Source organism: Ignavibacteriota bacterium, from assembly GCA_016716225.1.
In the GTDB taxonomy this organism is placed as follows: domain Bacteria; phylum Bacteroidota; class Ignavibacteria; order Ignavibacteriales; family Melioribacteraceae.
The window spans coordinates 3,595,769-3,619,265 of the sequence record JADJWT010000001.1 but is presented as its reverse complement, the minus strand read 5'-3'; the positions used below and the strand labels follow the sequence as shown (position 1 = coordinate 3,619,265).

Here is a 23,497-nt window from a genome sequence, read left to right as displayed (position 1 = left end):
ATGGAAAGTACTGTTGATTCAGCGAAAAACTCTATATCTAATGATTATGCTGAAATTGAAAAAAATCTAAGAAACATTGATACTAAAACGGGTGAGAAAATTCGTAAACTAATTAACGAATTATATGTTCAGCAAATTGAATTAGAAAACCAAAATGAAGAATTAAGAAATATTCAATCAGAAATTGAAATTATTAAAAATGAATACTTTGATTTATATAACAATGCGCCCGTTGGTTATTTAGTTTTAGATGACAAAGCAATTATTCACAAAAGCAATATTTGTTTCCAAAATTATTTGGATTTATCTGCTTCGGATATTTTGAATAAGCCTTTAAATAATTTTATTGTTGAGAAAGAAGATTTTCTAAGTATATATCACTCTTTCTTTAATCATCCAAAAAATAAAATATTTGATTACCAATTTATTAGTGCGTCAAACAAAACATTTTACGGAAGAATTATTGGTAGTGATTTTAGTAATTCTGTATTTGTAAAAAATAATACAAAAAAAATTTTAGTTATCGTTAATGATATTACAATTCAGAAAATATTTGAAAAGAAAATGCAAGAATTTGTTTTGAACAAATCCAAATTTATTTCAAGTATTGCTCATGATATCAGAAATCCGCTTAACTCAATTTTAGGATATTCAAAATTTTTGCTTGATGAAAAAGACAAATTAAATGAAAATGAAATACATGATTGTCTTATTTCAATAAATTCTGTAAGTAAAAATTTATATCATTTTATCGATAATTTTCTTGACTTATCAAAAATTAATTTTGATTTGGAAAATATTACGTTAACAAATCTTAATCAAAATTTAATTATAGATGAAGTTTTAAATCTTACAAGTAAAGCTGCAATATTAAAAAATATTACAATCAATTTTCATCGAAAGGAAAATTTTTACTGTCTTTGCGATAAATTCATGATTTCTACAGTTTATCGTAACGTAATATCCAATTCAATTAAATTTACTAATTACGGTGGTGAGATTAATATTCATTGCGAATATAAAGATAATCAAGCTTCAATTACAATTTCAGATAATGGAATTGGAATGAATGATGATGTTTTAAAAAGCATTTTTGAAAATAGAAAAGTGGAATCAACAGAAGGAACCAATAATGAAATTGGATCCGGATTGGGTTTAAAGATTTGTAAAGAATATGTTGAAAAAATGACTGGAAAAATTTCAGTTTTTAGCGAAAGTAAAAAGGGAACAAAATTTACAATTATTCTTCCAACAAGAAAAATAAAAGGCTAAGAAAATGTCCAATTCCGAAAATGATGAATTAAGAAAAATTGCTTTAAATAAGCTTAGTGAAAAAGATTTTGAATTTGACTTACTCAGTCAAAAAGATTTTAAAGAAATTATTCACGAATTAAAAGTTCACCAAATTGAGTTGGAAATTCAAAATGAAGAATTGAGAATTGCTCAAGAAAAGTTGGAAGAAAGCAAACAAAATTATTATCACTTATTTAATAATGCTCCGATTGGCTATATCCTTTTAGATTCTTCCGGAACAATTCTTAATGCAAATTTAGAAATGCAAAATATTCTAAATTTGAATTTATCCGAAATTAAAAATAAACCTTTCAATTTATTTTTAACAACTGGAGACTCAAATAAATTCTTAAGTATTTATCATGCATTTTTTAAACGACCAGATAACAAAGTTTTTAGATTTCAAGCAAAAGAAAAACAGATTCAAATATTTGGAAAACATCAAGAAATAATTCATGATAATAAAAATCAGCAAGTACTTTTTGTTAACGTTGTTGATATTACAGAGCTTGAAAAAGCTCATGCTAAAATTGCCGCAAATGAATTGAAATATCATGAAATTTTCAACAATGCAAATGATGCAATTTTTATTAGCGATCCTAAATCATTTCAAATTATTGAGTGTAACGATATTGCCAGTAAAATGTGTAATTATTCTAAAGAAGAATTTAACAAAATAAATCTTACAAATTTTTTTACCGGTCAATTTAAAAATCAAATAATTAAAAAGTATAAAGACTTGCCAATTTTAAAAAGATTTGAAAATCAACTATGTAACGCAATTAATAAAAATGGCACTAATATTCCGCTAGAAATTAGTGCAACATTAGTAAAAATTGATCAACAAGAATTTGTTTTATCAATTGCAAGAAATATGACCGAGCATGAAAAAATGATAAAACAAATTGAGAAAGATGCTGAGTTATACAGCTCAATAATTCATTCATCTCTTGAAGGATTTTTAATTTTTGATATAGATAATAAAATTCAAGATTTGAATAATGCAGCTTGCGAAATGCTTGGTTATACGAAATCAGAAATTATTGGAAAAGAAATAAATTCCATAATCTCAGGAAATGAATTAAATAAAATTTTTAACGAGCAAAAAAATAAAGCCGTTGAAAGTAAATTTCAAATCTATCTTGTACGAAAAGATGAAAATTTAGTAAATGTTGAAATAAGTATTTCATCAATTAATAATGGTGAATCAAAAGTATTTGTGGCTTTCTTACGTGATATTACTATTGAAGTTATTAATAAAAATATATTTAAGAAGAGAATTGAACTTTTTGAATATGCAGCAAACCACACCATTGATGAAGTAATGCAAAAAGCACTCGATTATTCCAAAGAACTTACAAATAGTAAAGTATCATTTTGGCATCATATAGATGAAAATGAAGAAAATGTTCTTTTACAGCAATGGTCCACCAACACAAAAGATCAAAATTGTTTGGTGGATAAAAAACATCATAATACAAATTTAAGTAAAGCTGGAATTTGGGCTGATTCAATTAAGAATAGAAAAACAATTGTAATAAATGATTATAAAAATATTAATCACAAAAGTGAATTACCGGAAGGACACACTGATTTAATTAGACAATTAATTGTTCCGGTATTTAAAGAAGGAAGAATTGTTGCAATTATTGGAGTTGGAAATAAACCTACGAATTATATTGATCAAGATATAACTGCATTAGAATTATTTGGAAATGTAATTTGGACTATTTATGAAAAACAATTTGCAAAAGAAACTCTTATAAAAAGTGAGCAAAAAAATAAAGCTATTGTTGGAGTTTTACCTGATTTACTTTTTGAATTCAGCAATAATGGTGTTTTCATAAATTATAATTGCAGTGATTATTCTAAACTGTTTCTTCCACCGGAAAAATTTATGGGTAAAAATATCAAAGATGTTTTACCAAAAGAAATATCCGTGCTTTTACAAAATAAAATCGATGAAGCTTTCAATTCGGAGAATATGATAAGTTTTGAATATTCTAACTTTGTTGAAAATGTTTACCAATATTTTGCAGTTAGAATGGTAAAATTCACACCTAATTCAGTTTTATGTTTTATGAGAGATATAACGGAAAAACAAGTTGCAAAAGAATTAATTATTGAATCCGAAGAAAAATTTTCTAAAGTATTTTTCAACAGTCCATTGATAAAAACAATCATAGATATAAAAACAGATAAATTTATTGACGTGAACAAAAGCTTTGAAAAAATTACCGGTTTTTCGAAAAAAGAATCAGTTGGCAAAACAGCTTTAGAAATTGGTTTAATTAAACTTGAAGATAGAAAAAAAATATTTAGAGAACTAGATGTAAAAGGTAATGTTAGAAACTTACAACTCAATTTATTTAGAAAAGATGGAACATCATTTATTTGTAATTATAATATTGAGATAATAACAATTGCCGGAAAAGATCTTTTCTTAACTTTAGCTGAAGATATAACTGAAAAAATAAAAGCTGAAACTGAGTTAGAATTATATAAAAACAATTTGGAAAAAATGGTTAACGAAAGGACCGAACAATTAAAAGAAGCAAATTACAAATTGGAAAATGAAATTAAGAAAACAAAACATGCAGAAAAAATTGTTTTAGATGCTTTAGAAAAAGAAAAAGAATTAAACAGGTTAAAATCGCAATTTATGTCTATGGCTTCGCATGAATTTAGAACTCCGTTAACAACAATATTCAGTGCTTCGGAATTGATTGAAACATACATTAACAATAATGATACAGAAAATGTGATTAGGCATACAAGAAAAATTCAAGAATCAGTTGATAAAATGGTTGATTTACTTGGAGAAATATTAACATTAAGTAAAAATGATAAAACAAAAATCGAACTAAATTTATCCTTAACAAACATTAAGGATTTATTGGAAAATATTATTTCGGAAGCTGAATATAAAAAGAGAAATGAACAAAATATTATTTTGGAAAATAATCTTTCAAAAAACGAATATAATATTGATGGTAAAATAATTAGTCACGTTCTTACAAATCTATTGACAAATGCAATAAAATATTCCAATAATAATTCAACAATAAACTTAAATGCTTCTGAAAAAGATGAAAAAATTTATCTAACCGTTTGTGATAATGGAAACGGAATTAATAAAAATGATTGGAAATTAATTTTTGAGCCATTTTATAGAGGAGAAAATGCTTCAAATATTGATGGAACCGGACTTGGCTTAAGTATTGTAAAAAGTTTTGTCGAAATTCATAAAGGTGAAATTAATGTTGAATCAAATTTAAATGGCGGAGTTTGTTTCCAAATTATTATTCCAACTAATTTATAGAAAAAATTTCAGTTAATAAAGAAAGTACATTTTAATGCAAAATAAAAAATATTTTATTCTAATTGTTGAAGATGATAATGATGTTAGAGAATCTTTAAACGAAATTTTATTATTAAATAATTATCAAACACTTCTTGCGTCAAATGTAAAAGAAGCATTACAAAAAATAGAATCAGTAAAACCAGATCTGATAATTTCCGATATAATAATGCCGGAATATTCTGGCTTAAACTTTCTCCAAAAAATTAAAGCTGTTCCGGAGTTTTTTAATATTCCGTTTATTTTTCTTACTGCACAATCCGAAAAAGATGATATCAGAGAAGGAATGAATTTAGGTGCCGATGATTTTATTTCGAAACCATTTAAAACTTCTGATTTATTAAAATCAGTTAAACTTCGCCTTGAAAAGAAAACTTATTTAGATGAGAAAATTGATTTAACATTAAAGGGAATTACCCAATACGTTCCTCACGAATTAAGGACTCCATTAGTAGCAATTCTTGGTTATCCCCAATTGCTAAAAGAAAATTATGAAGAATTAGATAAAACACAAATTTTTGAATTACTTGATAATATTTATTATGGAGGAAAACGACTCTTAAATACATTAGAAAAGTTTATAATTTATTCAGATATTACTTCGAATAAACTTAAAGAGAATATTGATGAAAATTCTCTAACTACTAATTTGGATTTTTTAATTTCAAATGTTTTTGATCAACTTATTTTAGAAAACGAAAGAAAACTAGATTTTAATCAAACAATTGAAGAAAGCATTTTGGAAATTAATAATATTCATCTATCAACTATACTTAAACAACTTGTTGAAAATGCATTTAAATTTTCTGTTAAAGGTGAAAAAGTAAATGTTGTTGGGAAAATAATAAATGACAAATATAGATTTGAAATTTACGATCAAGGAGTGGGTATACCAAAAGAATACATTCCTAAAATTGGTCCGTTTGTTCAATTTAACCGCGCTCAAAATCAGCAGCTGGGTAACGGACTCGGATTAGCAATTGTTACAAATTTGCTGGATCAATATGAAACTAAAATTAAATTTGAAGATAATTCGCATAAGGGAACAAAAGTAAGTTTTGAAATAAAAATTGCCAATTAAAAAAAAATTAAAACTTTTTATTCCACTGATTTAATTCATTATAAACCAAAAAAAATAAATCCCTCATATTTTGCAAAATTGAATAAATATTATTTTATAATTGTAATAACTTTAAATACTACATTTGTATAAATTAAATATTTTTATTGGGCAAACGATGTTTAAGTTACCACTCTTTTCAGTATTACTTAGTGTTTCAATCATTCAAATTAATTTATCTGCACAAACCAAAATTGATTTAAGCGGTACATGGCAATTTCAAATTGATTCATTGGATATTGGCATAAAAAAAAATTGGTATTCAAAAAAATTTAATGATACAATTGAACTCCCGGGTTCAATGGCAGAAAATAATAAAGGTGAACAAATATCATTAAAAACAAAGTGGACTGGCGATATTGTAGATTCATCATTTTTTAAATTACCTAAATATGAAAAATTCAGAAATCCAAATAATTACAAAGTTCCTTTTTGGTTACAGCCAAAAAAATATTACGTTGGTGCAGCTTGGTACAAACGTGAAATTAATATTCCAAATAATTGGAAAGATCAAGAAATTGAAATTATATTAGAACGATGTCATTGGCAATCAACTGTTTGGGTTGATAATTTATTGATCGGAAATGAAAACTCATTAAGTACACCGCATAAATTTAAAATAAAAAATCTTACCGTCGGTAAACATTTTATTACATTTAGAATTGATAATAGAATACATGAAATAAATCCCGGTGTTAATTCACATAGTATTTCGGATCATACTCAGACTAACTGGAATGGAATTATTGGCGATATTACAATCAATAAAATTAGTGTTGTGCGTATTGAGCAAATTAAAATTTATTCGGATTTATCAAACAAAGAAATTAAGATTGAAACAATTTTACAAAATGGAACAAATGAAACTGTTGAAGGCAAATTAATTTTTGAAATCAACAATGTAAATGATTCAACGGATCAAGAAATAATCGCGGATTTCACTTCAAATATAGTAATCCATCCAAATACTGATACAATAATTACTAAATATAATTATTCGAATAAACTTTCACTTTGGGATGAATTTTCTCCAAACATTTATAATCTTTCAGTTAAGCTTGATGGAAAAAGTTTTCAAGATTTGAAAGAAGAAAACTTTGGCTTGAGAAATATTACAACAGATAAAACTCAATTTAGAATTAACGGAAATTTGACTTTTTTGCGCGGAACTTTAGAATGTGCAATTTTTCCTATAACGGGATATCCTCCAACTGATTTAAAAGAATGGGAAAGAATATTTAAAGTTGCCAAAAGTTTTGGATTAAATCATATCAGATTTCATTCGTGGTGTCCTCCTGAATCTGCATTTGATGCAGCAGATAAAATTGGCATTTATTTACAAATTGAAACTGCATCTTGGGCAAATCAAGGAGTAACAATTGGAGATGGAAAACCAATTGATGAATATATTTATAAAGAAAGCAAAAGGATTTTAAACGAGTTTGGAAATCATCCATCGTTTTGTTTTCTACTTTACGGAAATGAACCTGCAGGTAATAATCAAAACGAATATTTAAATAAATTAATTTCGTTTTGGAAAAAGTTTGATAATCGCAGACTTTATGCGGGAGCTGCAGGCTGGCCGGAAATTGAAGAAAATGATTTTATAAGTTCTTATGAACCAAGAATTCAATTATGGGGAGCAGGCTTAAGTAGTATAATTAATTCTGAGCCACCAAAATCTAATTATGATTGGGAAAAAATTATAAATTCAAAAAGTAAACCAATAATTAGTCATGAAATAGGGCAATGGTGCGTATATCCCAATTTTAAAGAAATTAAAAAATATAATGGAGTTTTGTATCCCGAGAATTTTGAAATATTCAAATCTTTTTTAGATGAAAATAATTTATCAAATTATTCCGATGAATTTCTTTATGCCTCTGGAAAATTACAAACTCTTTGCTATAAAGCAGATATTGAAGCTGCCTTGCGTACTAAAAATATGGGAGGATTTCAGTTATTAGATCTACATGATTTTCCCGGACAAGGAACCGCATTGGTTGGGGTTTTAGATCCGTTTTGGAATGAAAAGGGTTATGTATCATCAAAAGAATATAGCCAGTTTTGCAATTCAACAGTACCGCTTGCTAAATTTCCCAAATTTATTTTTACTTCAAATGAAACTTTAAATGTTCCTATTGATGTTGCTCATTTCGGACCAAACGCGTTGGAAAATATAATTCCAACATGGAAAATACTTGATTTACAAAACAAAGAAATTGCAAATGGAAAATTTGAAAAAAATATTATCCAAATTGGAAATTCATTTGGAATTGGAAAAATAGAATATGAGCTTAATAAATTGAGTTCGCCAGCAATTTATAAGCTCCAAGTGAATGTTGCCAATTATGTAAATTCTTGGGACTTTTGGGTTTATCCTGAAAAACAAAATATTGATTTAAATAGTGAGATAAAAATTGTTCAAGAAATTAATAAAGAAATTTTTACTCACATTGAAAAAGGCGGAACGGTTATAATAACTCCTAAAAAGGGAAGTATAAAAAATGAAAAGGGAGGAAATATTGCTGTTGGATTTTCCAGCATATTTTGGAATACAGCGTGGACCAATAATCAACCTCCTAACACTTTAGGAATTTTATGTAATCCTAAACATCCTTTGCTGAACGAGTTTCCAACGCAATCTTTCAGCAATTTTCAGTGGTGGGATGCAATGAGTAATTCCAATGCAATATTATTAAGTGAACTAGGAAAAAATATTGAACCCGTTGTTAGAATTATTGATGATTGGTTTACTGCAAGATCATTGGGACTTATTGTTGAAGCAAAAGTTGGTAAAGGAAAAATTATTCTTACCGGCATTGATTTGCTCACTAATTTGGAAAATAGAATTGAAGCGAAACAGTTATTAATAAGTATGTTAAAATATGCTAAAAGTGATTTTTTTAATCCCAAGAATGAAATTCAAATAAATAAAATTTTACAGTTATTTAACAAGTGAAAAATTAGTAAGATTTTAAAATATTATTTGTAATAAAAAAATCATCGTATAATTTTAATTGAGAATTAGAATTTCCCAAAATCCTTCCTAGACAAATTTAATCTTAATAATACGTTAATATATCATATGGATAACATATAATTAACAATTCCTTAATATTAAAAAATGTAATTTTTGATTTAAATGAAATGTTTAATTATTATTTGTACAAAACAAAAACTTATCACATTTGAAAAAAAAATTATTTGAATGCAAATTTTATAGAATTATAAATTTAATTTTATTTGAAATACAATAATTAATGAAAGGATAGAATTTTTTACTTATTTCTAAATAATATTTTAGGAAATTTTATGATATTAAATAAAAATATTGGAATAATAGTTGGCTCTTTATTTATAATCACAATTATTGCCGGCATGTTAGATGCATATTTGGTTGCACCACTTCTTAAAACACCACTTGAAAATATTTTAGATAACGAAAATTATTTACATTTCGGAGCACTTTTAATTTTAGTAATGGCAATAGGTATTGTTGGCATTGCAATTTTCTTATTTCCAATATTGAAAAAATACAGTGAAGTAATTGCTATAACCTACTTAAGTTTTAGAATATTAGAGTGTGTTCTGTTACTTATCGGAACAGTAATATATTATTTGATTATAAATTTTAGTAAAGATGTTATTTTCACCAATAGCGTAAATCCAAATATTTTGATTGATCTATTTGTAAAATTGAGATATTTAACTTATCAAATCGCAATGGTAATTCTTGGATTGGGAAGCATATTTTTATGTTATTTATTTTACCAAACAAAATTAATTCCAAGATTTTTATCAGTGTGGGGAATTATTGGTTATTTGTTTTTGTTCTTAAGCGGAATTTTAGATTTAATGGGAATTATTGATACTGTAAATGGAAGCGGAAGTATGTTTTATATTATTGGAGGAATTTGGGAATTATTTTTATTCCCGGTATGGTTGATTTTAAAAGGTTTTAATGTGGAAAAGCAAATTGAAAAAGTTAGTGATAATATTTAATCTAACTTTTAAGAAAATTAATTTCTTATCAATACACATATTTACAAATTTTAATTTATTAATATCTTAAAATAATTTTTAGAACAACACGTTTATTTATTTTATCATTCAATTCTTAAAAAAAAATTATCAAAAAATGCTTAATGTAAAATTGTGCTTGCGTAGTTAAATAACTTCATATATATTTGTAGTCATATAACTACATAAATATTTTACAAAAAAAATGAATTTACGAAGAGATATTTTTCAAGCAATTGCCGATCCTACAAGAAGAGCAATATTATTATTGTTAACAACCCAAACAATGACAGCTGGTTCAATTGCTATAAATTTTAATACAGCTAGACCAACAGTTTCCAAACATTTACAAATTCTTACTGAATGTGAGTTGCTTGGATATGAGAAAAATGGCAGAGAAATTTATTATCATCTTAATCCAAGTAAAATTAAGGAATTAGCTGATTTTATTGAACCATTTAGAAAATTGTGGGACGATAGATTTAATAAATTAGAAAACCTAATGAAAAACTATAAATCAAAATAAATGAAAGAATAATTATGGAATTAAAAACAAAAATTGAAGCTCAAGATGGAAAACAAGAATTGTTTATCCATAGGGAATTTGAAATTCCGATTGAATTACTTTTTAAAGCCTACATTGAACCAGAATTAATTGAACAATGGATGGGAACGAAAGTTATAAATTTTGAATGTAAAAAGTTTGGAGGATATGTAATTGAAACTTTGGATGATAAGGGAAAAGTTGCATTTCAAGCTAATGGTGTATTTCATGAAATTATTCATAACAAAAAAATTTCAAGAACTTTTGAAATGGATACGATGCCGTTTGGAGTTCAACTCGAAATTTATGAGTTTGAAAAAATATCAAATGAATCAAGCAAACTTAAAATTCATACGATTTTTGAATCTGTTGAAAAGAGAGACAATCTTCTCAAACTTCCATTTGCATTTGGGTTAAATATGGCTCACAATAGAATTGAAAAATTATTCACCAATATGAAAGAAGCAAATCAATGAAAAATAAAAACAAAATAATATTTTGGATTGCAACAATTTGGCTTAGTTTGGGAATGTTATCAACCGGAATTGTACAAATAATCCACTTAGAAGATGAAGTAATAAAAATGAAAAATTTAGGATACTCAGAATATTTTTTAACAATTATTGGAGTATGGAAAATATTTGGAGTGTTGGCAATTCTGTTACCAAAATTTCCTTTGGTTAAAGAATGGGCATATGCGGGATTTTTCTTTGTAATGTCTGGAGCAATATTTTCACATTTTGCAGTAGGTGATACTTTAGCTGAATTTTTTGGTCCAACTCTTTTATTACTGTTAACAATAATTTCTTGGTATTACAGAACTGAGGATCGAAAAATAAAAATAATTAAGGGTTAAATATGAATATCAAAGTTGATAAATATCTTATTGATGGTTGTATGCAATGCAAATTGGGCGGAACACCGGAATGTAAAATTCATAATTGGCAAAGTGAATTAACATTACTAAGAAAAATTGCACTTGAATGCGGACTAACGGAAGACTTTAAATGGATGCATCCGTGTTATACTTACGAAAATAAAAATATTGTTTTAATGCATGTATTTAACAATTATTGTGCTCTTTTATTTCCAAAAGGAGTTTTACTGAAAGACAAAAGGAAAATTTTAATTCAGCAAACAGAAAATAGCCAAACCGCCAGACAGATAAGATTTACAAATTATACAGAAATTGTAAATCTTGAATCAACAATAAAAGAATATATTTATGAAGCAATTGAATGCGAAAAAGCTGGTTTAAAAGTTACATTTAAACAAACTTCTGATTTTAAAATTCCGGAAGAATTACAACAAAAATTTAACGAAATTATCGGTTTTAAAGATGCATTCTATTCGTTAACTCCCGGTAGACAACGTGGTTATTTAATTTATTTTTCTCAACCAAAAAAAGCTAAATCTAAATTATCAAGAATTGATAAAAGTACTCCAAATATTTTTAATGGAAAAGGATTAAACGATAATTACAAATAATTATAACTTTTGTAATTATTTAGGAAAATTTTTTTAAATTCTAAAAAATTAATAAGTTTGAAATTATATTTCTAAAATTCTAGAAATTAAAATAATGTTTAATCCATTTGTACTTAAGAAAAATTCAACGATATGTACTTCTTAATATTATTTCTCTTATAAAAACAATCTTTAAACACAACCAATGCAAACGAATTTTTGTTAATCAATCTAAAAATACATCGAAATTAATATTACCCCTTTGTGTAGTTGAGTTGAGTCTTTTTCAAACATAAATTTATCAATAAAATTGATAAATTTATCAGAGGTTGAAGTGAGCCAAAATCTCAAACTAAAATATTATATAACTCGAAAAAAAGAATCAATTAAATATGATCACACTATTACTTTCTCAATTTTAATTTTGATAATTCTTATTTTTTCATTCGTTCAAATTTCAGCTCAAGAAGAGAAGAAAAATAAAATAGAAGAAAAAATAAATTCAGATAAATTAAATTTACCAACTGCAATCGGTGATGCTGTTGTATTAAAAGATGAAAACTCAAATTTACTTTTCAGATTTGTTGATGAAGGTTCTTTTGGTTCGTTTCAAATGAGTTCTGGGATACCTACAAATACGTACTTCAAACTATATAACAATAATGGTACACTATTTTTTAATGGTACGGAATTAGGCAGTGGAAGTTCTTCAACAATTAATGATTTGGATGATGCAAAATCTGACAATTATAGCTTATTTATTGGATTGAATTCAGGTAATAGTGATGATGGCGATAACTATAATGCTTCTTTTGGTGTTAGTTCACTTTTTGCTAATACTTCGGGTTATTTTAACTCTGCATTAGGTTTTCAATCTTTATACTCTAATACATCTGGTTGGAACAACACTGCAATTGGTTATCAGTCCTTAAATTCAAATACAATTGGAAATCATAACACTGCAACTGGAGTATCTTCTTTAAAAAGTAATACTAACGGTATTTACAATACAGCAAATGGATTTGGTTCACTTTATTCAAATAATATAGGTAGTCAAAATACTGCTGTTGGATTTGAAAGCCTTTATTCGAATGTTTCTGGAAATAGTAATACTGCTCTTGGTTATCAAGCACTTTATTCTAATTCAACTGCCGGTTTTAATGTTGCTATTGGTAGTTTTGCATTATTAAACAATACAATTGGTATTCATAATTCAGCTGTAGGTTACGTCTCGCTAAATTCAAATACAAGTGGGAATTATAATACTTCAAACGGATCAGCTTCGTTAAAATTTAATACAATAGGCATAAATAATACAGCAAGTGGAACTTTTTCACTTTATTCAAATACTTCGGGAAATAATAACACATCTTTTGGATTTGCATCCCAATATAAAAATACAATTGGTACAAACAATGTTTGTATTGGGAATGAGACAAATTATTTTAATGAAGAAGGTTCTAATAATACAATTATTGGTCATCAAGCTGGAAAACAATTCGCACAGCACAATAAAAGTGGAAATATTTTTATTGGATATCAGTGTGGATATCATGAAACCGGAAGCAATTTACTATATATCGAAAATTCGAATAGTAATACTCCTTTAATATGGGGTGATTTTACAACTGATTTTGTAGCAGTTCACGGAAAGCTTGGTATATCTACGAAAATTCCTACTTCAAAAATAGATATAGAAGGTTCTTCTGGATATAATCAATTAAGATTAAGAGATTCTTATACTCCAACAAGTTCAACTGACATAAATGGTAATGTTGGAGATATAAGTTGGGATGATAATTATTTTTATATAAAAACAAACGCTGGATGGAAGCGTGTATCTTTAACAACTTTTTAATTTAATATTGAGGTTTTTATGTTTCAAAAAAAAATAATTTACTTATTATTTCTTATAATTATAATCAATATTAAATCATAAATGACAAAATATTATTGAAAAATATATTGTAATTCAAAAAATAAAATTCAAGCAACCGGAGATTTTATAGAATCGAAAAACGATGAAATAAATGTACTTTAAGCATAAAAAATATTTTGTGATTTTCAGATTATGTTAATTACTTAATTCCCAACCTCAATTTTTTGCGAAATGCTATTCATTTTGTAAAGTCAAATCACAGCAATTTAGAATAATTTTATTTACTTTATTCTAAATAATTCATGCAAATAAAAATATGAAGAAGTTATTTATACTTTTAGTAATTATTTATTTTCAAACAATATTTGCACAAGTAAAAATCCATAATTCAATTTCGCTTGAAGATGGATTAATTCAAGGTGAAATTACATCCTTATTCCAAGATAGCAAAGGATTTATATGGATTGGAACTCTTGGCGGTTTAAGCATTTGGGATGGAAATAAATTTAAAAATCTTAATGTTTATAACGGACTTCCAGCATCACAAATTATGGATATTAAGGAATCACCAGATGGCACAATTTATTTGGCTGCTTACGGTGGTGGAATTTTAAAAATTAAAGAAAATAAATTTGATACAATAAATGTTGAAAATGGATTATTAGATAATAATGTTACACGAATTTTAATTCTTGCAGAAAATATAATCCTTTTCTTTGGAAATGGAGGAAAAATTTCAAAACTGGAAAATGGAAAATTTTCAGATTTTAGTTCAAAGATTAATTTTCCCAAAACAGATATTTGGGATGTTCATATTTCAAATTCCGGAATAATTTATTGTGCTACTTCAAACGGTCTCGTAACAATTAAAAATAATCGTTGTGAAATTTTTAACTCAAAGAACGGTCTTTCATCAGATCTGCTTTGGAGTGTTAACACAATTGGTGATAGTATTATTTATGTTGGTACAAATTTAGCCGCAAACAAAATTACTAATTGGAAAATCACAACTCTAAAAAAAAATACAGCTATTTATAAAATTCATATTTCTGATAATGGAAAAATTTTCTTTGCTACAAATGCTGGAATTTTAATTGAGCAAAATGGAAATCTTAATGAAATAAAAACTGAAAACGGTTTGGTAAGTAATGATATTTGGACTTTAACCGAAGATAAAAATGGTTTACTTTATTTTGGCACAAATGGCGGTGGAGTAAGCATTTACAATCCTAAAGAATATTTGGTTAATTATAATTCTTCTTATGGATTTATTGATGAAAAAATTCTTTCAATTACTCAAGACAATTATGGTAATCAATTTTTAGGAACAAAGTCCGGATTATATAAATTAAGTGATTTTAAAATTCAGTCTTTCATTAAAGCAGAAGATGAAAGAGGAAGTTTAATTAACGTACTCTATAAAAAAAAAAATAGCGAAGTTTTAGTTGGTACATATCACGGATTGAAAATCTTAAAAAATAATTCACTCATAAATTTTGTTAATGATACACAGATTTTAAATAATGAAATTTATTCGATTGCAGAAATTGATGATAGAATTTATGTAGGAACTTACTTTGGTGTTTATTCTATTAAGGAAAAAAAAGTTAATAAAATTTCTTACTTTGATAAAATTGAAAGCAATTTTATAATTTCAATTCTGCCAATTGATTCAAACAAAATTTATTTCGGAAGTTTTGATAAAGGAATTTTTTATCAAAATGGAAATGAATTTATAAATCTTACAAAGAAAAATGGCTTGAGCGAAAATGTTATAAATTGTTTATTTAAAAGAAATGATGGTTCAATGTTAGTTGGTACGCAAAATGGATTAAATATTTTAAAAAATAATATTGTTATTGATACAATTGATATGAATGACGGATTAAGCAATAATGCAGTTGTTGGAATTTCGGAAGATGAAAAGGGAAGAATTTTCGTTTCCACAAATAAAGGATTAAATATTATTCTAAATATTAATTCATCAAAACAATTCATTAAAAATATAACTCAAAAAGATGGATTGGTTTATGATAATTGTCTGAAAAGTTCAATGTTTATTGATGATAAGGGAAAATTGTTAGTCGGAACTTCAAAAGGTTTGTCGGTTTACAATCCTGAAAAAGATTTGATTAATAAAATTCCCCCAAAAATATATTTATCCGGTTTAGAAATATTTGATAAAGATTACCCGATTGAAGAATTTAAAAATTCTAACGAATTAAATTACAATCAAAATTATCTTAAATTCATATTTACCGGAATAAATTTAACAGCACCAAATAAAGTTTTATATAAGTACAAACTTAGTGGAATAAATGATAATTGGGTTACAAGCAGTGATGATCATGCTCAATATACAAATTTGGATAATGGAAAATATATATTTGAAGTAAAAGCACAAAATGAATGGGGGTTTTGGAGTGAACCGGTTTCAATAACTTTTGTTATTAATCCAGCTTGGTGGGAAACTTGGTGGTTTAGATTAATTATTATTTCATTATTTGGTTTTATACTTTGGTTGGCTTTTCAATATCGATTGAATTATTTATTAAAACTTGAAAGACTAAGAACAAAAATTGCAAGTGATTTACATGATGAAGTTGGTTCTTTATTAACCCAAATTTCTGTAAATGCAGATTCGCTAACATATACAAAAGATTTAGAAAAAATTAAAGAAAAAACAAATTTCATCAATACCAAAGCTGGTGAAGTAATTAGCATGATGAGCGATGTTATTTGGTCGATTGATTCAAGAAATGATACAATGGAAAGTTTGGTTGACCGAATTCATAATTTTGCACAAAAGTTTTTAGAGCAAAATGAAATTCAATTAATTTTTGTAAATGAAATTACTGAATTGCAAAAACCTTTAAAGATTGATTTCCGCCAAAACATAATGATGATTGCAAAGGAAGCAATTAATAATGCTATTAAATACTCGGAATGTTCAGAAATTAAAATTATTCTTAAATACAAAAATGATATTTTTGAAATAATAATTGCAGATAATGGAAAAGGAATAAATTTCGATAATCCTAAAAGTGGTAATGGTTTAAAAAATATGAAAATGCGTGCAAAAAATATTTATGCTGAGATTGAAATTAAAAATGAAAACGGACTTAAAATTCATCTAACAAAATCGAAACTTTAAATTTCATTTTTGACTTTTTAATTTATCCACACTTTTGTGTAGTTTATTTATAAAAATTTTGAAAGTAAATTTAAGTATGATAAACGTAGCAGTAGTTGAAGATATTAAAGAAATTCGAATTCCAATAAAGGAATTCTTGAGCGATCAAGATGAATTTTTATGTAATGTATCTGCAGAATCTGTTGAAGAGTTTTTTGAAAACTATGACAAAGAAATTCCACCGGATGTAATACTTTTGGATATTGGACTTCCAGGAATTTCCGGACTAAGCGCTATTCAATTAATTAAAGAAAGAATTCCAAATGTTGAAATTGTAATGCTTACCGTGCATGAAGAAGCTGAAGTAATTTTTAGAGCATTAAAATCCGGAGCTTCGGGATATTTATCAAAAAGTACAAAACTTGCAGAAATTAAAAATGCAATATTAGAAGTATCAAAAGGAGGCGCACCAATGTCTCCGCTAATTGCTAGAAAAGTTGTAAAATTTTTTGATGAAACAAAATCCTCACATACTGAGAATAATCTTAGTGAACGTGAAAAACAAGTTGCTGATTTTATAGTTGATGGATTAAGTATGAAAATGATTGCAGCAAATTTAAATGTAACAGTTGATACAATAAAATATCATTGCAAAAATATTTATAAAAAATTACAAATAAATTCAAAAGGTGAATTAATCTCAAAATCCTTCCGCGGGGAAATCTAAAAAACTAAAAAAAGAATTTAGAATTATCCATTTTTATTTTAACTTTTCACCTTTCACTTTTGACTTTTCAATTTATTTACCTCGTTTCACTTTCTTACCCTTTTGTGTAGTTGAGTTGTTTTTTATTCTGAAGTAAATTTGTTCAGAAAATAAACAAAATTACCAGAGGTTAAAATGAGACAAAAACTCCAACATAATTCAAATAATAATGAAGCTAACAAAGTTGTTAAATATGATCATCCTGTTACTTTTTCAATTTCATTATTAATTATTTTTGTTTTTTCAGTTATACAGATTTCTGCACAAGATGGAAAACAAAGTAAAAAAGAAGAGAAATCTATTTCAAATAAAATCAATTCACCAACTGCAACCGGAGATGTAATAGATTTTAAGGATGAATCAAATAACTCACTTATTAAAATTATTGATGAAGGAAGTGGTGGATCCATCGAGTTACTAAATGTTGGAACAACCATATCTGGCAATAAATTATATAACAACGGTGGAAGTTTATTTTGGGGAAATACAGCAATTGGAAGCGGTGGTGCGTCAGATATTAATAGCTTGTCTGATGCCAAATATGATGGTTCAAGTTTATTTTTAGGTCAATTTGCCGGAAACGCTGATGACGGATCAAATGCAAATACAGCAATAGGAAAAAGTGCTTTGAATCAAAATACAACCGGCACAGCTAATGTTGGTGTAGGCTGGGAAACACTAAATTCCAATAATACAGGATTTGATAACACAGCAATTGGACATGTAGCAATGCGTTCAAATACTACTGGTGATCATAATATTGCAATAGGCACAAATGTGTTGTATTCTAATATAAGTGGTAACGATAACACCGCAGTTGGAGTTGGAGCACTACAAAACAGCAAAGCAGGTAGAAATGGTGTCGCAATTGGTTATAGTTCTCAAATGAATACAAATGGCTCGGCAACTCCCTTTATAAACTCCAATACAAGTGTTGGATATGAAAGTCTAAAGGGAAATCACAGTTTCCTAAATAATACAGGAAATAGTAACACTGCAATTGGTTATCAGACAATTTATTCAAATACAACAGGAAATTATAATACGGCAAACGGTTTTCAAGCTCTCTTTTCAAACACTACAGGAAATTATAATACGGCAAACGGAAGTAGTACACTAAATAGTAACACAACTGGGAATAATAATACAGCAACCGGAGCTGGTGCACTTTTTTCAAATACAACTGGACATTATAACTCAGCAAATGGTTATAGTGCACTTTATACAAATGAAACTGGACTTGCTAATACCGCAAATGGCTATAATGCACTTTTATTAAACGTTGATGGCGATTATAATACTGCAAATGGTTCAGAGGCACTATACTCAAATGCAACTGGTAACGCCAATACCGCAAATGGAAGTAGTGCACTTAATCAAAACACGCTTGGCTCTAACAATATCGGCAGTGGTTCTTTATCACTTTATAATAATTCAATAGGGAATAATAATGTTGGCATAGGAGTTTCAGCGAATTATTATAATCAAACTGGTTCTAACAATACAATAATTGGTTTTGAAGCTGGTAAGGGTTCATCTATTCATAATAAAAGTGGCAATGTGTTCATTGGTTACCAAGCCGGATATAATGAAACTAATGATAATAGACTTTATATAGAAAATTCAAATTCTGATTCACCACTTATATGGGGAAATTTCAATACAGATAGAGTTGTAATTAATGGGAATGGAACCCATGGAAATCAGAACTATGAATTTTTTGTAAATGGAGATGCTGGAGGAACTCAATCTTGGAATAATTTAAGTGATGAAAGATTGAAAAAAAATATTTCAACAATTGCAAACGCTCTTGAAAAAGTTAAAAATTTACGCGGCGTAAATTATGAGTGGAAAGACTCTGAAAAATATTCTAAAGATTTACAAATGGGATTTATTGCACAGGAAGCAAATGAAGTAATTCCCGAAGTTGTAGACGATAGTGGAGAATATTATTCTATGCAATATGCACCAATTACAGCTTTGCTTGTTGAAGCTATAAAGGAATTGGAAAAAATAATTATGAACTAAAAATTAAAAATGAAGAATTAGTCAGGCAAATTGCAGCAATTAAAACAAAAGATTCAGAAAATTGTTTAAAAGAAAAAGAATTTGAAGCAAGAATGCAGAAAATAGAAAGTCTATTAACAGTTCAGAAATTTACACAAATATCAAAATAAATTTTGTGGAGTGTAAAAACTTTGTGAAAATTTTAAAAAATAGATTTAATTAAATGCAGTTGAGTGCAATAAAAAACAATTATATGTTCAAAAATTAATACGAATTTTTATTGAGCTTAGCTCGGAAAATAAATTAGAAAGGAGATTAGTAAATTTATAAGTTTGAAATTTTTATTTACTTCTTTTTGATATTGTTTTATGAAACCATATTTTTATATGTGTAATTTTATTAATTAGCCAATGGTTTAATTAGGAATTAGAATCATGTAAGCTGCTTAAAGTTAATCAAGAAATTATTTTGTTATCCCAATTTTATTGGGAATAAAAATATGACTAAACTCTGAATTCTTTAATCGGTTTTGTATTCTTATTTAAACAATAGGTTAATTATGAAAAAACAAAAATTACAGACATTTTTAGCTTTTGGAGCTATATATATTATATGGGGTTCAACTTACCTTGCAACCCGTTACGCAATTGAAACAATTCCGCCTTTAATGATGATCGGAATAAGATCAACTTCAGCTGGAATTATCCTTTATTTTATAAGTCAGCTTAATAACCAAGAAAAGATCAAACGAGAAAATATTTTTCCACTTTTTATATTGGGAGCAATGTTCTTTTTGGTCGGACATGGATTACTAGCATGGGCACAACAGTATGTACCATCGGGAATGGCAGCTGTACTTATTACACCCGAACCATTATGGATTATGGGGATTGAATGGTTTTTCTTAAAAGATACTCAAATAAAAATTAGAGGCATAATTGGATTGATCCTTGGATTCATTGGTGTTATTTATCTAATTTTAACGACTACAAATAGTACAACATCAAATAATGATCTACTCGGCTCAGCATTAATTATATTAGGCACTTTTTCTTGGGGCGGTGGAGCTGTTTATTCGAGAGTTGCAAATCTACCAAAGCCACCGTTATTAACATCCGGTATAGAACTGATTTTTGGCGGAATACTGGTTTTGATAACCAGTTTTATAATTGGTGAACCATCTCAATTTCACTTAAGCAATGTTAATTCAAAATCATTTTTAGGGCTATTATATTTAATTATCTTTGGTTCTGTATTAGCTTTTGGTGCTTATGTTTGGTTATTGGGGCGTACATCAGTTACACGGATTTCAACACATACATATGTAAATCCAATAATTGCGGTTTTTCTTGGATGGTTATTTGCTAATGAACAAATTACTTTTGAATTATTAGTTGCAACTGTTATCATTATTATTTCTGTATATCTTGTACTTTCTGATCACTTCACAAAAAGGAATGATATAAATATTGAAAATAATAAATTAAAATTAAATGATTGATTATCAAAACAACAATTTTAATTTGAACATCTAAACTTGCAATTTAGTTTTTGTTTAAATTATAGAAAGTAAATTAGCAAGACTTAAATAAAAGACTAAACTAAGATAATTCTAAAAATCAAATAATAATGACATGTTATGAAATCATTCGTCTTGTAAGTATTTATACATATTTACAAAAAGATATTTCCTTATTTAAATTTATTTTTAAGTAATTCAGAGAATTATAAAAAATATAATTATAATTTTGAACAATGGGAATTTATTATAAATAAAACCACAATTATATTTCTTACAACAAACTCAATACAAAGTTTGTTAAAATATTGTGAAATTGAGAAATCCTTTTGCTAACTGATTAAACTTTATTTTAAAAAATTTATTAGTAGGGAATGTATGAAAAATCATTTTGAAATAGCAATCTCCAAATTTGACAATGGATATAATTGTGCACAATCAGTATTGTATTCATTTTGTGAAGATCTGAATCTTGATAAAGATATGGCACTTAAAATATCTTGTGGTTTTGGCGGTGGAATGGGAAGAACTGAAGAAGTTTGTGGAACAATAACCGGCGGCATTATGGTAATTGGGATGAAATATGGTAAGGGTTCATTTGGTGAAATTGAAAATACTGAAATAACTTATTCCAAAGCGCGAGAATTGATGCATCGTTTTTCGGAAATACATGGCACCTATATTTGCAGAAAACTTATTAACGGATGTGATTTAACAACGGCTGAAGGACAAACTAGTTTTAAAATATTAGATCTGAAAAATAAAGTTTGTAAAAATTGTATGGCAACAGTTGTCAATTATCTTGAAGAAAAATTATAATTTGATGTTTGCAAAATCTGTAAAAGTACTAATGAGTAAATGAGTTTGATTGTTATTTACTAAAAAGGAATAAAGACAAGGACATTAATGAACTTTAGTATTAATGATAAAGTATTTAATCAATTTCCAAACCTTGAAACAAAGAACTTGATTTTAGAAAGTTTTACGGTTCTTGATGCAAATGAAATTTTTATTATTCGATCTGATAATAGAGTTACAAAATATTTAGATAGAGACAATCATAAATCAATTGATGAAACAATGGAAATGATTCAAAGAATAATTAAGTCGTATGAAGACAAAACCGGAATTAATTGGATTATTCGAGAAAAATCCTTTTCTAAAGTTGTGGGATATATTGGATATTGGAACTTAATAAGAGAAAATGTTCGAGCTGAAATTGGTTATGCATTAAATCCAGAATATTGGGGAAAAGGAATAATGTCTGAATCTTTATCTAAAATACTCGAATTTGGATTTAACGAATTAAGTTTGCATAGTATATTTGGTAATGTTAATCCTCAAAATAAAAGATCTATAAAACTATTAGAAAGATTTGGATTTAAAAAAGAAGCTTATTTCAGAGAAGACTATTTATATAACGGAAAATACCTAGATAGTGAAATATATTGTTTGTTAGAAACAGATTTTTGCAATAAATAAAATCAGAAATTGTAAATTAGAAGCAGAGTAAGCTGCTTCGTGCAATTTAATTAGATACTTTGCAATTACAAAATATTTTATACAACGAGAGAAAATATGAATGTATTAGTTATAGGAGCAAGCGGAGCAACCGGTAAATTGGTGGTACAAAATTTATTAGAAAAAGATATCAATATTAAAATTGTAATTAGAGAAAATGCAACAATCAATAAAAATTTACTTGATAATAATAAAGTTAAAATAATAAAAGGAAATATAAGTGAATTTACTTTAGAACGAATTAAAGATCTGGTCAATGATTGCTATGCTGTTGTCTGCTGCCTTGGCCATAATATAAGTTTTAAAGGAATATTTGGTCCTCCTTATAAACTTGTTTCAAATTCAGTTGAAAATATAATTTTTGCGCTCCAATCATTTAACATAAAAAAGAAATTTATACTAATGAGTACAACGGCATATACAAATAAAAAAACTGGAGAAAAAAACACAATAGGTGAAAAAGTAGTTTTTTCATTATTAAAACTTTTTTTACCACCACATCGTGATAATATGATTGCAGGTGATTTTTTAGTATATAAAATAGGATCGCAAAATATAATTGATTGGATTGCAGTTAGACCAGATTCATTAATTGATGAAAATAGTAAAAGTAATTATGAAATATTTCCACAAAAAATTAGTAGTCCGATTTTTAACCCAGGAAAAACAAGCAGAATAAATGTAGCTGATTTCATGGTTGAGTTAATTACGAACGAAAAATTATGGAATGAATGGAATCATAAAACTCCAGTTATTTATAATAAAAATTAAACAGATTTAGTTATTTGTTAAAAGATTAACTAAAAAAAACTTTACAAAAATGATTTTAATGGATAAAAATTTCTAATATAGTTAAGAGAATGA

General features: G+C 26.8%; 17 protein-coding genes. All 17 read left to right on the top strand.

Going from position 1 to position 23,497, the window contains the following annotated elements; all coding sequences use genetic code 11:
- On the top strand, positions 1–1,272 hold the full coding sequence (locus tag IPM32_15670; protein ID MBK8946692.1) for a PAS domain-containing sensor histidine kinase: 1,272 nt from the start codon (positions 1–3) through the stop codon (positions 1,270–1,272).
- A 4-nt stretch (positions 1,273–1,276) separates the two neighbouring features.
- Positions 1,277–4,615: a PAS domain S-box protein gene (locus IPM32_15665; GenBank protein MBK8946691.1), complete on the top strand. Its 3,339-nt coding sequence runs from the start codon at positions 1,277–1,279 to the stop codon at positions 4,613–4,615.
- 34 nt (positions 4,616–4,649) lie between these two features.
- Positions 4,650–5,735 carry a response regulator gene (locus IPM32_15660; GenBank protein ID MBK8946690.1) on the top strand — a complete coding sequence of 362 codons (1,086 nt, stop codon included), beginning with the start codon at positions 4,650–4,652 and terminating at the stop codon, positions 5,733–5,735.
- A gap of 157 nt (positions 5,736–5,892) precedes the next feature.
- Positions 5,893–8,736: a beta-galactosidase gene (locus tag IPM32_15655; protein MBK8946689.1), complete on the top strand. Its 2,844-nt coding sequence runs from the start codon at positions 5,893–5,895 to the stop codon at positions 8,734–8,736.
- 353 nt (positions 8,737–9,089) lie between these two features.
- Complete coding sequence (locus IPM32_15650; protein MBK8946688.1) at positions 9,090–9,779, top strand: DUF4386 domain-containing protein; 690 nt, start codon at positions 9,090–9,092, stop codon at positions 9,777–9,779.
- 223 nt (positions 9,780–10,002) lie between these two features.
- On the top strand, positions 10,003–10,323 hold the full coding sequence (locus tag IPM32_15645; GenBank protein ID MBK8946687.1) for a helix-turn-helix transcriptional regulator: 321 nt from the start codon (positions 10,003–10,005) through the stop codon (positions 10,321–10,323).
- Between the two features lie 14 nt (positions 10,324–10,337).
- On the top strand, positions 10,338–10,817 hold the full coding sequence (locus IPM32_15640; GenBank protein MBK8946686.1) for an SRPBCC domain-containing protein: 480 nt from the start codon (positions 10,338–10,340) through the stop codon (positions 10,815–10,817).
- Positions 10,814–11,197: a DoxX family protein gene (locus tag IPM32_15635; protein MBK8946685.1), complete on the top strand. Its 384-nt coding sequence runs from the start codon at positions 10,814–10,816 to the stop codon at positions 11,195–11,197. Before IPM32_15640 ends, IPM32_15635 begins: the two co-directional genes overlap by 4 nt.
- A 2-nt stretch (positions 11,198–11,199) precedes the next feature.
- Complete coding sequence (locus tag IPM32_15630; GenBank protein ID MBK8946684.1) at positions 11,200–11,829, top strand: DUF1801 domain-containing protein; 630 nt, start codon at positions 11,200–11,202, stop codon at positions 11,827–11,829.
- A 313-nt stretch (positions 11,830–12,142) separates the two neighbouring features.
- Entirely contained in the window at positions 12,143–13,666 is a 1,524-nt protein-coding gene (locus IPM32_15625; GenBank protein ID MBK8946683.1) for a hypothetical protein, read from the top strand.
- 337 nt (positions 13,667–14,003) lie between these two features.
- Positions 14,004–16,841: a hypothetical protein gene (locus IPM32_15620; protein ID MBK8946682.1), complete on the top strand. Its 2,838-nt coding sequence runs from the start codon at positions 14,004–14,006 to the stop codon at positions 16,839–16,841.
- A 76-nt stretch (positions 16,842–16,917) separates the two neighbouring features.
- Positions 16,918–17,547: a response regulator transcription factor gene (locus IPM32_15615; GenBank protein ID MBK8946681.1), complete on the top strand. Its 630-nt coding sequence runs from the start codon at positions 16,918–16,920 to the stop codon at positions 17,545–17,547.
- Between the two features lie 174 nt (positions 17,548–17,721).
- Positions 17,722–19,614, top strand: a complete 1,893-nt coding sequence (locus IPM32_15610) for a tail fiber domain-containing protein (protein MBK8946680.1) — start codon at positions 17,722–17,724, stop codon at positions 19,612–19,614.
- Positions 19,615–20,152: 538 nt separating this feature from the next.
- Positions 20,153–21,094 (top strand): EamA family transporter, encoded by a 942-nt coding sequence (locus IPM32_15605; GenBank protein MBK8946679.1) that lies wholly within the window; start codon positions 20,153–20,155, stop codon positions 21,092–21,094.
- Positions 21,095–21,490: 396 nt separating this feature from the next.
- The gene (locus IPM32_15600) at positions 21,491–21,931 is read left to right on the top strand and encodes a C_GCAxxG_C_C family protein (protein ID MBK8946678.1); all 441 of its coding nucleotides are present in this window, start codon (positions 21,491–21,493) and stop codon (positions 21,929–21,931) included.
- Positions 21,932–22,018: 87 nt separating this feature from the next.
- Positions 22,019–22,594 carry a GNAT family N-acetyltransferase gene (locus IPM32_15595; GenBank protein MBK8946677.1) on the top strand — a complete coding sequence of 192 codons (576 nt, stop codon included), beginning with the start codon at positions 22,019–22,021 and terminating at the stop codon, positions 22,592–22,594.
- Between the two features lie 96 nt (positions 22,595–22,690).
- Positions 22,691–23,404, top strand: a complete 714-nt coding sequence (locus IPM32_15590; GenBank protein MBK8946676.1) for an NAD(P)H-binding protein — start codon at positions 22,691–22,693, stop codon at positions 23,402–23,404.
- Positions 23,405–23,497: the final 93 nt, after the last annotated feature.

Coding starts and splice junctions, on each gene's coding strand:
- IPM32_15670 (MBK8946692.1), top strand. CDS start 1: ATGGAAAGTACTGTTGATTCAGCGAAAAACTCTATATCTAATGATTAT.
- IPM32_15665 (MBK8946691.1), top strand. CDS start 1,277: ATGTCCAATTCCGAAAATGATGAATTAAGAAAAATTGCTTTAAATAAG.
- IPM32_15660 (MBK8946690.1), top strand. CDS start 4,650: ATGCAAAATAAAAAATATTTTATTCTAATTGTTGAAGATGATAATGAT.
- IPM32_15655 (MBK8946689.1), top strand. CDS start 5,893: ATGTTTAAGTTACCACTCTTTTCAGTATTACTTAGTGTTTCAATCATT.
- IPM32_15650 (MBK8946688.1), top strand. CDS start 9,090: ATGATATTAAATAAAAATATTGGAATAATAGTTGGCTCTTTATTTATA.
- IPM32_15645 (MBK8946687.1), top strand. CDS start 10,003: ATGAATTTACGAAGAGATATTTTTCAAGCAATTGCCGATCCTACAAGA.
- IPM32_15640 (MBK8946686.1), top strand. CDS start 10,338: ATGGAATTAAAAACAAAAATTGAAGCTCAAGATGGAAAACAAGAATTG.
- IPM32_15635 (MBK8946685.1), top strand. CDS start 10,814: ATGAAAAATAAAAACAAAATAATATTTTGGATTGCAACAATTTGGCTT.
- IPM32_15630 (MBK8946684.1), top strand. CDS start 11,200: ATGAATATCAAAGTTGATAAATATCTTATTGATGGTTGTATGCAATGC.
- IPM32_15620 (MBK8946682.1), top strand. CDS start 14,004: ATGAAGAAGTTATTTATACTTTTAGTAATTATTTATTTTCAAACAATA.
- IPM32_15615 (MBK8946681.1), top strand. CDS start 16,918: ATGATAAACGTAGCAGTAGTTGAAGATATTAAAGAAATTCGAATTCCA.
- IPM32_15610 (MBK8946680.1), top strand. CDS start 17,722: ATGAGACAAAAACTCCAACATAATTCAAATAATAATGAAGCTAACAAA.
- IPM32_15605 (MBK8946679.1), top strand. CDS start 20,153: ATGAAAAAACAAAAATTACAGACATTTTTAGCTTTTGGAGCTATATAT.
- IPM32_15600 (MBK8946678.1), top strand. CDS start 21,491: ATGAAAAATCATTTTGAAATAGCAATCTCCAAATTTGACAATGGATAT.
- IPM32_15595 (MBK8946677.1), top strand. CDS start 22,019: ATGAACTTTAGTATTAATGATAAAGTATTTAATCAATTTCCAAACCTT.
- IPM32_15590 (MBK8946676.1), top strand. CDS start 22,691: ATGAATGTATTAGTTATAGGAGCAAGCGGAGCAACCGGTAAATTGGTG.